Raw genomic sequence first — 11,935 nt, 5'->3', positions numbered from 1 at the left:
GTCCCAACGCCCGCTGACGGCGGACCCGCACCGCCGCTGACCTCCGGGTCGGCGGACAAATCGCGGAACCGCCCCGCCCTCCCCCGTCGTTCCGTACCGTACGGGGCGACGGAGGAGGGTGATCATCTGTGGCACGGCTGCGCCTTGGTCCACTGCTGAGGTACGTCGACGGTTCCACGGCGACCGTCTGGGTCGAGGCCGACCGGCCCTGCGCCGCCGAGGTGCGGTGCGCGGACGGCGCGGGCGGCTCGGCGCGCACCTTCCAGGTCGCGGGCCACCACTACGCGCTGATCCCGGTGACCGGCCTGACCCCCGGCACCGAGACGGCGTACGAGGTGCGGCTCGGCGGGCACGAGGGGGCGGCCGTCTGGCCGCTGCCCGACTCGCCCTACCCGGCGAGCACCATCCGCACGCCCGCCGAGGACCCGGACGCCGAACTGCGCGTCACCTTCGGCTCCTGCCGGTGGGCCGCGCCGCCCTCCGACGAGCACGACCCCGTGGGGCCCGACGCCCTGGACACGCTCGCCGCCCGCATCGCCGCGGCCCCGGACGCGGAGCGCCCCGACGTCCTGGTCCTCCTGGGCGACCAGGTGTACGCGGACCAGACCTCCAAGGCCACCCAGCGCTGGCTGGCCGCCCGCCGCGACCTCGCCGACCCGCCGGGCGTGCAGGTCGCGGACTACGAGGAGTACACCCACCTCTATTACGAGTCCTGGCTCGACCCGGAGATCCGCTGGCTGCTGTCCACCGTGCCCAGCTGCATGATCTTCGACGACCACGACATCATCGACGACTGGAACACCAGCGCCGCCTGGCTCGCCGAGATGCGGGCCACGCCCTGGTGGCGCGAGCGCATCCTGAGCGGCCTGATGTCGTACTGGGTCCATCAGCACCTGGGCAATCTGCGCCCCGAGGAACTGGCGGGCGACGAGGTGTACGCCGCCGTGCGCGCCACCCCGGACGGCACGGACGCGCTGCGCGCCTTCGCCGCCGCGGCCGACGCCGACGCGACCGCCGCCCGCTGGAGCTACCGCAGGGACTTCGGGCGCGTACGTCTGCTCATGGTCGACACGCGCGCGGCGCGCGTCCTGGAGGAGGACAAGCGCGCCATGCTCGACGCGGACGAGGCCCGCTGGCTGCGCGAGCAGGCCCTGGAGGGCACGGCAGGGCAGAGGGCAGCCGGGCAGGGGGCAGCCGGGGAGGGCACTTCCGAGGGCGCGTACGACCATCTCCTCGTCGGCACCTCCCTGCCCTGGCTCCTGCCCCACCTCATCCACGACGCCGAGGGGTGGAACGCCGCGCTGTGCCGCGGTGAGCGCGGCGCCCGCTGGGCCCGCTTCGGCGAGAACCTGCGCAGGCGTTCCGACCTGGAGCACTGGGCGGCCTTCCCCGCCTCCTTCGAGGCGCTCACCTCGCTGATCACCGAGGCGGGTTCGGGCGCGGGGGCGCCGGCCACGGTGTGCGTGCTCTCCGGCGACGTCCACCACGCGTACGTCGCCGAGCCGAGCTGGCCCGCGGGCGAGGGGCCCGACGCCCGCGTCCTGCAACTGACCTGCTCACCCGTCCACAACTCCATCCACGCGTCGATAAGGCTCGGCTTCCGCTTCGGCTGGAGCCGCGCGGGGCGCGCCCTGGGGCGGCGCTTCGCGCGGCACGGCAGGGTGGCGCGGGCGAGCGTCTCGTGGCGCAGGGCGGGCGGGCCGTGGTTCGGCAACCAGCTCATGACGCTGACGCTGCGCGGCCGTTCGGCCCGGCTGCGGCTCGACCAGGCACGGACGGCGCGGGGCGGCGGCGTACGCCTGGAGGCGGCGCGCGAGATGCACCTTTCGTGACCCCCCAGTGGTCCACGTGACACACCCCACACACAGGAGTGGATCCTCCGACCGGGGTTCGGCATCGGGGCCCCCGACGGCATGATGATGCGGACCAACCGCTTCCAGCGTTCTCGATGTCCCGGGAGTCACGCTTTTGTCCGGACCTGTACTCGCGCCGCGCCCGCCCGCACCGCATGCGTCCGCCCTCGCGCTGGTCGGCGCGGGTCCCCGCGGCACCAGCGTGCTCGAACGGCTCTGCGCGTCGGCGACCGAACTCCTCACGCCCGGGGCGCGGCTGACGGTCCACGTCATCGACCCCGCACCGCCGGGCGCGGGCCGCGTCTGGCGGACGGCACAGCCCGGCGAACTCCTCATGAACACCGTCGCCTCACAGGTGACCCTGTTCACGGACCCGAGCGTCGACTGCTCGGGTCCCATCCGTCCGGGGCCGAGCCTGTACGAGTGGGCGGCCGCCGGGCACGTGCCGGGGCTCGGGCCCGACGACTACCCCACCCGCGCCTGTTACGGCCGCTATCTGGAGTGGGTCTTCGCGCGGACGGTGCGCGGCGCCCCCGACGCGGTCCGCGTCCGGGTCCACGCGGCGCGCGCCACGCGCCTGGACGAGACGGCCGACGGGCTCCAGACCCTCGTCCTGGACAACGGCCTGGAACTGTCCGGGCTTTCGGCGGTCGTCCTCGCGCAGGGCCATCTGCCGACGGCGGGCGATCCGGAGCAGGCGCGCCTCGGCACGTACGCGGCCCGGCACGGTCTGCGCCATGTCCCGCCCGCCAACCCCGCCGACGTGGACCTGTCCGCGATCGCCCCCGGCGAGCCCGTGCTCCTGCGCGGCCTCGGCCTCAACTTCTTCGACCACATGGCCCTGTTGACCGCGGGCCGCGGCGGGCGTTACGTGCGCGCGCCGGACGGCGGCCTGCGCTACGTGCCCTCCGGTCATGAGCCACGGCTGTACGCGGGCTCGCGGCGCGGTGTGCCGTACCAGGCGCGCGGCGACAACGCGAAGGGCCCGTACGGCCGCCATACGCCCGCCGTCCTCACCGGCGACGTCGTCGCCGGCTTCCGCAAGCGCGCGGACAGCGGCGACGCCCCCGACTTCCTCGACGAGATATGGCCGCTGGTCGCCAAGGAAGTGGAGACGGTCTATTACGCGGCACTGCTCGCGGGCCGCGCGGACGGTCTCCCCAACGGCGCCTCGAACGACCTCGCGGACGACCTCCCGGGCGACCTCCCGGACTTCCGGGCACGTTTTCTCGCCACCGACCACCAGAGCCCCCAAGAGGCCGCCGTCCTGGCCGCGTTCGGGATCGCGGACGGCGACCGCTGGTCCTGGGACCGGCTCTCCAGGCCGCACCCCCGCCTCCCCTTCTCCTCGGCCCAGGAGCACCGCTCCTGGCTGCTGCGCCTGCTGCGCGAGGACGCCGCGCAGGCCGCGCTCGGCAATGTCGCGGGCCCGCTGAAGGCCGCCCTCGACGTCCTGCGCGACCTGCGCAACGAACTCCGCCTGATCGTCGACCACGGCGGACTGTCCGGCGCCTCGCGCCGCGACCACCTCGACCGCTGGTACACGCCCCTCAACGCCTTCCTGTCGATCGGGCCGCCGCGCCGCCGCATCGAGGAGATGGCGGCGCTCGTCGAGGCGGGCGTCCTGGAGGTGCTCGGCCCGCGCCTTGAGGTGCGGACGGGCGACGGGGCCTTCCTCGCCCACTCCCCGGACGTGCCCGGCTCCGATGTGCGCGTCACCACACTCATCGAGGCCCGGCTCCCCGAGCCCGACCTGCGCCGCACCGCCGACGAGCTGCTGACCCGGCTCCTGATGAGCGGCCGGTGCCGGCCCCACCGGGTCGACGGCCACGAAACCGGAGGCCTCGACGTGACGCCCCGGCCCTACCACCTGATCGACCGTCAAGGCCGTTCCCACGCACGCCGGTTCGCGTTCGGGGTGCCCACGGAAGGGGTCCACTGGGTGACCGCGGCGGGCGCCCGGCCCGGCGTCGATTCCGTGACGCTGTCGGACGCGGACGCGGTGGCACGGGCCGCGCTGCGCACGGTCGCCGGGGCAGGGGAGGCGCTCACCTCCGTACGGACCGGATCCGAAACGGAAGCCCCGACTGACCGAATGTTGAACTTGCAAGCACTAATTAGGTTCCCCTAATCTTGGGCCTCCGCTCGGTTCCGTCCCCAAACCGAAGGAGTCCCTCACCATGACTGGACGTCTCAACAGCGCCCAGCCCTACGCGATAGGTCTGTTCCGCATAGTCATCGGCCTGCTGTTCGCCTGCCACGGCGCCTCGTCGCTCTTCGGCGTCCTCGGCGGCGCGGACGGCAACGGCGGCACCGTCGACGCGGGCACCTGGCCGGGCTGGTACGCGGCCGTCATCCAGCTCGTCGGCGGCACCCTGGTCCTGCTGGGCCTCGGCACCCGCGCGGCGGCCTTCATCGCGTCCGGCTCGATGGCCTACGCCTACTTCAAGGTCCACCAGCCGGAGGCGCTGTGGCCCATGGAGAACGGCGGCGAGGCCTCGGCGATCTTCTGCTGGGCCATGCTCCTGTTCGTCTTCACCGGGTCCGGCGCGTTCGGACTCGACCGGCTCTTCGCCTCCCGGGGCGGGAGCGAGGAGGGCAAGCCGTCGGAGCGCACTCCGGTCGCGGCCTGACCCTCGGCAGACGTCCCGTGACATCCGCTCGGCGCGGGGCGGCGCCCCCTTCCTCGTACACACGAGGGAGGGGGCGCTTTCTTGTGCGCTTCCAGGTGCGCACGCCGTCGCGGAGCGCCGTGCGCGCCGCGCGCCGCCGTCCGCCGGGTCAGTCCGTGGACGGCGAGCCGAACGGCACCGTGAAGCACGCGATCCGGTCGCCCGCGCCGCCCTGCTCGCGGTGCAGGACCACGGAGGCGGCGCCGCCCGGCCTGAATCCCCAGTCGTGGTGGACGCGGGCCGACCCCGAGCCGTCCGCCCCGGCCGTGAAGTCCAGCCAGATCTCGTTGTCCGGGTTGAGGTGGGCCGGGTCCTTGGAGGGCTGCACCGGGTCCACGCGGTGCTGGTAGTGGCCGCCCGCCGCCTCGGGCGCCGCGCCGCACGGCTTCTGGTGCACGTGCACGCCGTACGCGTGGCCCGGCGTCATGCCCCGCACCCGCACGCCGACCGTCGTGCCCGTCGCGTCGCCGCGCTCGACGACCTGGATCCAGGCGGCCTCGGGGACGAGTCCCGTGTCGTACGTCAGCGCGGGCGAGGAGCCGAATGCCGTCGGCGGCGCGAAGGTCGCCTCGGCGTTCCCCCAGTACGTGTCCGCCGCGCCGCCGGTGCCGTCGCCGCCGCCCGTGCCGCCCGCGGCCAGCACGGCCGCCGCCACGGCACCGGTCAGTATTCCTGCCACCATCGACCACTCCTGTCGCTCGGATCCCCCTTGTCCCCCATGGCCCCTGTCTCGTTCGTACGGGACTCCGGGGACGTACGCCGCATCCAGAGCGGCAGCCGGGTGAACGTGACGTGGCGAACATCCGAGGCCCCAGTGGATCTACGACGCGGCACGCGGCGTACGCTGTACAGCTGTCATCAGGCCGCCCCTGCCGTTCCCCGGGACACAGCGGCAACGCGCTGCCGATCGGGGAGTCACGGGGAGTCGCGGTGTTGGAGAGCGTGGGGGTGCTGACCGGCAGCCCCTGGATCTACGTGGTCGTGGCCCTGTCCGTCCTGCTCGACGTGTTCCTGCCCGTCCTGCCCAGCGGCGTCCTCGTCATCATGTCGGCCACCGCGGCGGCGGCCGCGCAGACCGGCACCGGGCAGATCCCGCACGGCGTCCCCGACATCCTGATGCTCACGCTCTGCGCCGCCACCGCCTCCGTGCTCGGCGACATGGTCGCCTTCCGGCTGGCCCGGCGCGGCGGCGAGCGCCTCGACCGCGCCATCGCGCGCTCCCGGCGCCTGACGCTCGCGCAGGAACGGCTCGGCACGGCGCTCGCGCGGGGCGGCGGCGTCCTCGTCGTCATCGCGCGCTTCGCCCCCGCGGGGCGCTCGGTCGTCTCCCTCGGCGCGGGCGCGGCCCACCGCAGGCTCCGCGAGTTCCTGCCGTGGTCGGTGCTGGCCGGCGTGGCGTGGGCGGGCTACAGCGTCGCCCTCGGCTACTTCGGCGGCCAGTGGCTCGGCGCGACGTGGCTGGCCACGGGCGTCTCGCTGCTGGCCCTGTTCGCGGCGGGCGCGGGCGCGGCCTTCCTCGTCCGACGGCCGAGGGCCGCCGCACAGGGAGCGGCGGGCGGCTAGGGCCTGTCCGGCGAGGGGATGCCGACGCGTCTCGGCGCGGCGGTACTCACGGTTTGTGGGTCACCCAGAGCAGTTCCGCCGGCCAGCGGTGTGCCCAGTCGGGTGGGTCGGTCTCGTTGTAGCCGTTGGGCGTTCCGGGTTCGGGGCGCGGCTCGATGAGGTCGTCGATGAGCAGACCCGCGCCGCGCAGGACCCTGACCCAGTCGCCGTAGGTGAGCTGATAGCTGGTCGCGCCGTCGCCTTCGGCGATGGTGTGCAGCCCGAAGTAGTCCTGCTGCAGCGTCGTGGTCACGCGGGCGGCGGCTTCGTCGTAGCAGGCCTCGAACCAGGGGCTGGCGACGTTGAACACCAGGCGCCCGCCTCGGACCAGGACGCGGGCGGCCTGCGGGACGGCCAGGTGCGGGGGCGCCCAGCTGAGCCCACCGAAGTCGCAGAACACCAGGTCGAAGCTGGCGTCGGCGAAAGGGAGCCGTTCGGCGGCGCCCTGCACCAGCGGGTAGCGGGCCGCTCCCCTCGCGCGGGCCGCCGCGGCGAGCTGGGCCTCGGACAGGTCGAGCCCGACCACGTCGGCGCCCTCGGCGGCGAGTGCCCTGGACCACTGGCCGGCTCCGCAGCCGAGTTCCAGGACGCGCTTGCCGGTGACGTCGCCCAGGGCGTGCAGGTGCGCGTCGGGGATGGAGTACATGCCCCACAGCCGGGGTGCGGCGCCGATCCGCGGGTCGTGCTCGTGCTGGTAGGCGCCGCTGATCCGGTTCCAGAGCCGCCGGTTGGCGGGGATGCTGTCCACGCGCCGACTCCAGCACTGCCCGCCGGGGGAGGTCAACACCAACGAGGGCACAGGCCCGGCTCCGGCTCGGCCCATGATCCGCCGGACGAGCCCCAGGAGACGGCGCCGCGAGGGCGTCGGGCCGCTACGAGGCGGCGCGGGCCCCGCGGATCTCCAGGCCGTCGAGCAGCTCCGCGGTCGCCGCGGCCACGGCGTCGACGGCGCGGTCGAAGACCTCGCGGTTGTGCGCGGCCGGGGCACGGAATCCGGACACCTTGCGCACGTACTGGAGTGCGGCGGCCCTGATCTCCTCCTCGGTGGCGTCCTCGGGGATGGCGGGCGGACGGAGGGTCTTGATGCTTCGGCACATGACTTCAGCTTGCCACCGGCCACTGACAGCGCACGGTCGGCCGCTCCCCGCCCCTGTTCCCCGTGCCCGGTCCGCCGCCGTCAGGCCGGAGCGTGCCGGTCCGCCGCCGTCAGGCCGGGGTGTGGTGCCCGGGGGCCAGAAGAGGCGGCCGCCCCTCGGGGAAGTCCGCCGGGGACAGCTCGACCTGCGCCGCACAGCCGACGGACCCGCACTCGCAGACGAAGGACGCCAGGGCGTCCGCGACGCAGCCGACGGCCCAGGGGCGGGCGTAGAACCCCTCGTACTGCCGGACGGTCGCACGATTCGCGTACCGCAGCAGACGCACCCGCTCAGCGGCGCTCCCCGCCACGGGCCCTGCGGCCAGCACGTCGGCCAGGAGCGCCTCGACCTCCGCGACGGTCTCCGCCACGCTCCGCCGCCCGTCGACGGGCAGGACACGGGCCCCGGTCCGGGCCACCTGGGCCTCGATCTCGCCGAGCAGGATCTTGTACAACGCGGCGACGCCCGGCCGCAGTCCGCGCTCCGCGAGGCGGGCACGCTGTACCTCGGGCGTCGGCAGCAGCCACACCGCGCGGTCGCAGGACCCCACGACGCCGGGCGTGACGGGGGTGCCCTCGGCGACGGTCAGCGGGGCGGCGGGCAGGGCGCGCAGATCGTCGGCGATCATCGGGCCGCGCTCGTGGTGCAGGGACATGGCGAGCAGGTCGGCGGGCGGCGCCGACCAGCGCTCGGCGGGCGCGAGCCGCTCCCACCGGGCGGCGGCCGAGTGCCCCTCGGCGAGGGCGCGGTCGCGGTGTTCCCAGGTGTGGGCGTCGGCGTTGTACCAGCGCAGACCGTGCCGCCGCGCGAGCAGCCGGGCCACGGTGGTCTTGCCCGCGCCCGGCGGTCCGCCGATCCACACCACGGGCGCCATGCGCCCCAGTGAACCACCGGCCGCCGCGCCCCTTTTCCCGGTTGGCTCGACATCGCGCGTATCACTCGCACACCAAATTCGAACAGGAGTAGCATTACGGCGTGCCTCAGCCCCCTTCCCATGACTTCCCGAGCGACCTCCTCGCCGGCCAGGAGGAACTGCACCAGGTCCGGTCGGAACTCCTGGCTCTGCTCAAGCGGCTGCCCTGGTCCGTGGAGCCCCTCGACGGCTTCAGCGACACCGGTGGCTGGCGCAAAGTGGAGCGTCCCGCTTCCCCGGGATGGACCCCCGACGAACAGGCCGCGGTAGAGAAACTGCGCGCGCGAGAACGCGAGTTGGCGGTCCTCGTGACCTGCCATCGCTACTGGGAACAGGTCACGGGACCCGACGCGGTCGCCGCCAGAGCCCGGCTCAAACACGCCCACGAGACGCCGGACGACTCCCCGCCCGCAGGCCATTGACAGCCGCATTCGGCGGGCGTTGACTCCTACTTCTAGCCGTACCGGCCGCTCGTGCAAGCCCCTTCTAGGGCCCCTTCGAGCCACGGAGGTGCAGCCATGTACGTCTTGATAGTCGTCGCGATCCTGGCCCTCTTCGGGTTGGGCTTCAGCCAGCCGCTCCTGTGGGTGGCGGCTGCGGTGCTCGCCTTCTACTTGGTCCGATACCACGACAGCGGCAGCAGCTCGACAGCCAACAAGACCTCCAGCAGCAGCGGAGGCCTGGGCGGTTCGAGCGGCGGCGGAGGAGGCGGCGGTGGCGGGGGTGGCGGCTACCCCAAGACGTACCGCGACTACCGCATCCGCAAGGAACGCCAGGAACGCTGGGACCGCAGGTACCGCCGCTCCCACCCGCACTCGGGCCGCTGACCCGACGGACGAACGCCCCGCGGCGCGGACCGCGCCGCGGGGCCCGGCCGCATCGGCCCGGTACCTGACGACCAGGCCGGGCCGGCACCACAGGCTGCCGGCACGGCCGTCCCGCACGACGTCCGCACCACACGGGGGTGGTGGCCATGACGCGACCGGATCCTCCGGACCGCCGCATCAGGGACGCCCTGAACCAGGCCGGCGAGCACGTCGACACGCGGCTGGTGGAGTTCATCCGCTGGTACCAGGTGCGCGCCCGGGGGGAACCGGACGAGCAACGCGCCGATCACGACGCGGATCCCGACGCCGGAAAGTGGAGCGCGGTGGGCCGCGCCGCCATCGTGCTGGGCCTGGCCCAGACCGGCATGCCCGCCGCGGCGGTCATGGGTCTGTACACCGCCCTGGCCGGTGTCGAGGACGCCCAGGCCAGGATGCTCAAGTCCCTCGACAGGAAGGCCTCCCTCCTGGTCGAAGGCCCGCTGCGCACGGCCCAGTTGCTGGTGCGCGAAGCGGTGCGCGTCGGCATCTCCGATCCGCGGTACGCCCCGACCCTTCAGCTGGCCCGGGACCGGTTCTTCGACGCGTACGGCCTGGCGGGCTCGCCGCAGAGCCGGGCGGTCGTCCAGATGCACCTGGGCCAGATCAGCCTGTTGCTCGGCCGGCGCGACGACGCCTCCCACTGGCTGACGGAGAGCTACCGCTGCGCGCGCGAGGCCATCGACGTCCTCGCGGCGGGCTCCAACGACGGACGGGTGCTGCGCAGCAAGTGGAGCACGGCGGCGAGCGCCTCTTTCTACCCGGTGGGCATGGCGGTGTTCGCCCGGAAGATGGGCAAGATCAGAAAGGCCCAGTACGCGCTCCGGGCGACCCTCTCCTACGTCGAGTTCGTCAACGCGGTCGCCGCGAGCGCCAACGCGGTCTCCGCCCGCACGGTCGCGGCCGGTCTCCGGGTGGAGAGGGTCGGCCTCAACGAGTTCGCCGTCCGGGAGGTGCGTCCGGGCCCCGGGGCCGGGCCGCCTGTGCTGCCGCCGCCGTGATGTGGAGTCGGCGCGCCTCATGAGAAGACCCCCCGGCCGATCACGGCTGGGGGGTCCAAGAGCGGCCTCTCAGCCGCTCTTTACTACCCGGTGGGCGCGGACGGTTTCGAACCGCCGACATCCTCCTTGTAAGGGAGGCGCTCTACCCCTGAGCTACGCGCCCGGGACGAATGGACAGCCTACCTTGCCGCAGGCAGTGCCCCGCAAACCCGTTCCGGGCGGGGGTCGGCCCCACCCGTCCGGAGCGTCCCGGCCGGGCGAAGTCATGGTGCGCAGAGCGAACTAACCGGCCCGTGTATTCGTCTTTAACCGGTGGGAGAATGTGACACCGGGCAGGGCGGATGACAGCACGGGAGAGGGATAGTGACGGCGACACCTTCGCAGCCGTACACACCGGACAGAGCAGGCACGACGACCACGACGACCCCAGCGGGGCGCCCGAAGGGCGCGGCGCTCCTGGCGCGCGACCCCGGCCGCGGCCCCCGCGCGGGCGCGCGCCACGGCGGCCCGCTGCGTGACGTCCTCGCCCTCGCCCTCCTCCCGCTGCCCCTGCTCGCCGCGTCCCTCCCCGCCGCGTTCGCCGGCGGCGGCACCCGCCGGTGGTTCGGGGGCCGCGGCGAGAGCCTGCGCGCCGAGGCGCAGGCCGCGAAGGACGCCGCCGCCGCGGCCTTCTACGAACTGGACACCGCCCAGCGCGATCTGCGGATCTCCATCGAGACGATCGTCGCCGTGGACTCCTCTCCCGCGGCCCAGCGCGCCGTCTCCGACTTCGAGGCGCTCGGCCGCCGCATCGACGAGGTCAGCCACCGGTACATCAGCGCGGTGGACGCCCACGACCTGGACCGGGACGACCTGGAGTCCTCGGTCGCGGCCCGCGCGCGGACCGAGCTCACCGGGGCCAAGGACGAGCTGGCCAGGACCAAGGAGGAGCTGGAGCGGTTCCGCCAGGGCCTCGGCCCGCTCCTCGACAAGGCCGAGACCCAGCTCGCCCGGCTCGCCCCCGCGGTGGAGCGGGCCCGCCAGACCCTGCTCGCCGCGAGCAACGCGCTGGACGCCGTCCGCGCCGCCGGCCTCAAGGCCGACGACCTCGCCGCCCGCCTGGCCACGCTCGGCCCCGAGCTGACCAAGCTCAACCAGGGCGCGGGCCGGCACGGCGTGCCGGAGACCCTGCAGCGCGCCGACCGCGTCCTGCGCGACGCCGAGGCCGTGCGCGCCGAGGCGGAGCGGCTGCCCGAGCGCGCCGCCGAGACGGACCGCCGCCTGGTGTCGCTGCGCACCCGCGCGCAGGCGCTGACCACCCGCAGCGGCCAGGTCGAGCCGGTCCTCAGCGAGCTGCGCCGCCGCTTCTCCGCCGCCTGCTGGCAGGACCTCCAGCGCGTCCCCGACCAGGCCGCGGAGAGCGTGCGCCAGGCCGAGACCCGGCTCAAGGAGGCCCAGCAGGCCCGCGACGAGCAGCGCTGGGCGGACGCCACCTCGCGGCTCTCCACGGTCCGCGCGCTGCTGAACTCGACGGACGAGGCGGTGTCGGCGGCCGGCGACCGCCTCCAGCGGCTGAACGCGGTCGCGAAGGACCCCCAGCAGGAGATCGAGCGCACCCGCTTCGCGATCCGGGACGCCCAGCGCCTGGCGATGGCGGGCCGCCAGACCCCCGAGCCGCGCCACGCCCGCCCGCTGGACGACTCCGTGGCCCGCCTCGACCGCGCGGTGGCCTCCCTGGAGGGCCGCCACCCCGACTACTGGCACTTCCTGACCGAGACCGAGGCGGTCCGCACGACGGTGGCGCGCGTGGTCGCGCAGATCCGCGAGGAGCGGGGGCAGGGGGCCTGAGGCCCCGGGTCCGCCTGCCCGCGATTGGCGGCCGCCGCCTCGCGGGCTGATGCTGGAGATACGTACGG

Annotated in this window: 12 protein-coding genes and 1 tRNA gene; 8 read left to right on the top strand and 5 right to left on the bottom strand. The window is 74.2% G+C overall.

The annotated features are described in order from the left end of the window. Positions 1-128: 128 nt before the first annotated feature. From AB0L89_RS02860 to AB0L89_RS02850, 3 genes are all read left to right on the top strand, one after another. Positions 129-1,832, top strand: a complete 1,704-nt coding sequence (locus AB0L89_RS02860) for an alkaline phosphatase D family protein (protein ID WP_365133161.1) — start codon at positions 129-131, stop codon at positions 1,830-1,832. Positions 1,833-1,968: 136 nt separating this feature from the next. Then, the gene (locus AB0L89_RS02855; RefSeq protein WP_365133158.1) at positions 1,969-3,984 is read left to right on the top strand and encodes an FAD/NAD(P)-binding protein; all 2,016 of its coding nucleotides are present in this window, start codon (positions 1,969-1,971) and stop codon (positions 3,982-3,984) included. Between the two features lie 49 nt (positions 3,985-4,033). Continuing rightward, a complete protein-coding gene (locus AB0L89_RS02850; protein ID WP_055702925.1) occupies positions 4,034-4,486 on the top strand; it encodes a DoxX family protein in 453 nt (150 codons plus the stop codon). Between the two features lie 148 nt (positions 4,487-4,634). Here the strand turns inward: AB0L89_RS02850 and AB0L89_RS02845 are convergent, their stop codons facing one another. Next, on the bottom strand, positions 4,635-5,207 hold the full coding sequence (locus tag AB0L89_RS02845) for a superoxide dismutase family protein (RefSeq protein ID WP_365133156.1): 573 nt from the start codon (positions 5,205-5,207) through the stop codon (positions 4,635-4,637). A 248-nt stretch (positions 5,208-5,455) separates the two neighbouring features. On the opposite strand from AB0L89_RS02845, the gene AB0L89_RS02840 reads away from it, so the two are divergent. Then, positions 5,456-6,088 carry a VTT domain-containing protein gene (locus AB0L89_RS02840; protein WP_365133153.1) on the top strand — a complete coding sequence of 211 codons (633 nt, stop codon included), beginning with the start codon at positions 5,456-5,458 and terminating at the stop codon, positions 6,086-6,088. Positions 6,089-6,134: 46 nt separating this feature from the next. Here AB0L89_RS02840 and AB0L89_RS02835 read toward each other — a convergent pair whose 3' ends face one another. The 3 genes from AB0L89_RS02835 to AB0L89_RS02825 all read right to left on the bottom strand — a co-directional run bounded on the left by AB0L89_RS02835 (position 6,135) and on the right by AB0L89_RS02825 (position 8,137). Further along, positions 6,135-6,875, bottom strand: coding sequence for a class I SAM-dependent methyltransferase (locus tag AB0L89_RS02835; protein WP_365133150.1), 741 nt, complete (start codon positions 6,873-6,875; stop codon positions 6,135-6,137). A gap of 124 nt (positions 6,876-6,999) precedes the next feature. Continuing rightward, complete coding sequence (locus AB0L89_RS02830) at positions 7,000-7,224, bottom strand: DUF2277 domain-containing protein (protein ID WP_365133147.1); 225 nt, start codon at positions 7,222-7,224, stop codon at positions 7,000-7,002. 109 nt (positions 7,225-7,333) lie between these two features. Further along, the gene (locus AB0L89_RS02825; protein WP_365133144.1) at positions 7,334-8,137 is read right to left on the bottom strand and encodes a hypothetical protein; all 804 of its coding nucleotides are present in this window, start codon (positions 8,135-8,137) and stop codon (positions 7,334-7,336) included. A 101-nt stretch (positions 8,138-8,238) separates the two neighbouring features. Between AB0L89_RS02825 and AB0L89_RS02820 the strand changes: the two genes are divergently transcribed. The 3 genes from AB0L89_RS02820 to AB0L89_RS02810 all read left to right on the top strand — a co-directional run bounded on the left by AB0L89_RS02820 (position 8,239) and on the right by AB0L89_RS02810 (position 10,040). Beyond that, positions 8,239-8,598: a hypothetical protein gene (locus AB0L89_RS02820; protein ID WP_365133141.1), complete on the top strand. Its 360-nt coding sequence runs from the start codon at positions 8,239-8,241 to the stop codon at positions 8,596-8,598. Between the two features lie 96 nt (positions 8,599-8,694). Then, positions 8,695-9,003, top strand: coding sequence for a hypothetical protein (locus AB0L89_RS02815; RefSeq protein ID WP_365133138.1), 309 nt, complete (start codon positions 8,695-8,697; stop codon positions 9,001-9,003). A 146-nt stretch (positions 9,004-9,149) separates the two neighbouring features. Continuing rightward, positions 9,150-10,040 (top strand): hypothetical protein, encoded by an 891-nt coding sequence (locus tag AB0L89_RS02810; protein ID WP_365133135.1) that lies wholly within the window; start codon positions 9,150-9,152, stop codon positions 10,038-10,040. A 91-nt stretch (positions 10,041-10,131) separates the two neighbouring features. Here the strand turns inward: AB0L89_RS02810 and AB0L89_RS02805 are convergent. After that, a tRNA-Val gene (locus AB0L89_RS02805) sits at positions 10,132-10,203 on the bottom strand. Positions 10,204-10,550: 347 nt separating this feature from the next. On the opposite strand from AB0L89_RS02805, the gene AB0L89_RS02800 reads away from it, so the two are divergent. Next, positions 10,551-11,867, top strand: coding sequence for a hypothetical protein (locus AB0L89_RS02800; RefSeq protein WP_365133965.1), 1,317 nt, complete (start codon positions 10,551-10,553; stop codon positions 11,865-11,867). Positions 11,868-11,935 lie beyond the last annotated feature (68 nt).

It is taken from the genome of Streptomyces sp. NPDC052114, from assembly GCF_040680155.1.
Lineage (GTDB): Bacteria > Actinomycetota > Actinomycetes > Streptomycetales > Streptomycetaceae > Streptomyces.
This window is presented reverse-complemented; position numbering and strand designations above follow the sequence as displayed.